Below are 1,015 nucleotides of genomic sequence, written 5' to 3'. Positions count from 1 at the left end.
GAGTAAGTACAAGGACAGAGAATACTTCACTTATCTTCTGAGAAGAAGTTATCGCGAAGACGGTAAAGTGAAACAGCAAACCATTGCCAATCTCACTGAATTGCCGGAAGTTACTAGAGAATTAGTCAAAGAGAGTCTCCAGGGAAGAGTCTTTCTTCCTTCCGAAGAGGCTATAGAGATTACTCGTTCGAGGGCACATGGTAATGTTGCGGTGATAAGGAAGGTAATGGAGGATCTAGGTATTTCCGAATTGCTTTCTTCTCGAAGGAGTAGAGAAAGCGATCTAGTAGAGGCTATGATAGCTGCAAGGATAATAAACCCTCAGACGAAGCTTTCCACAATACGCTGGTGGGATAATACCACTATTCCCGAAGAGTTCTCTGTGGAAGATGCAGATGAAGATGAGTTATATGTTGCCCTGGACTGGTTGCTACAAAGGCAAGAGACGATAGAAAGGAAACTTGCGCAGAGACATTTAAGTGAAGGCGGTCTTGTTCTTTACGATGTCTCTTCGAGTTACTATGAAGGGAGTCATTGTGAGCTTGCGAGTTATGGTTATAACAGAGACAGGAAGAAGGGGAAGAAACAGATAGTCTATGGACTCATGACAGACTCGAAGGGTGTACCTATTTCCATACAGGTATATCCGGGATGTACAAGTGACACCAAGACGATAGGGGAACAGGTAGACAAGATAAAGGAAGAGTTCAAAGTAGGAAGGTTCGTCGTGGTTGGAGACAGAGGTATGTTAACGCAAGGACAGATAGAAGGATTGAAGGCTCTAGGTGGGGTTGACTGGATCAGTGCCTTCAGAGGGCCTACAATAAAGAGTCTATTCGAGAATGGGAAGTTACAGCTGAGCTTATTTGACGAGAGAGACCTTCTTGAGATAGACTCCCCCGATTATCCTGGAGAGAGGTTAATAGTCTGCAGGAATCCCTTTCTTGCAGAGGAGAGAAGGAGAACGAGAGAAGACTTACTCAGGGCTACTGAAGAGAAGTTGAACAAACTCTTG

Annotated in this window: 1 protein-coding gene; it reads left to right on the top strand. The window is 44.4% G+C overall.

What is annotated here, in order from left to right; genetic code table 11:
* Positions 1-1,015, top strand: a 1,015-nt coding sequence (locus RJ60_RS14775) for an IS1634 family transposase (RefSeq protein ID WP_146028945.1), incomplete at both ends; no start/stop codon positions are given.

The sequence above is a fragment of the Mesotoga sp. B105.6.4 genome, assembly GCF_002896535.1.
GTDB lineage: Bacteria > Thermotogota > Thermotogae > Petrotogales > Kosmotogaceae > Mesotoga.
This window is presented reverse-complemented; position numbering and strand designations above follow the sequence as displayed.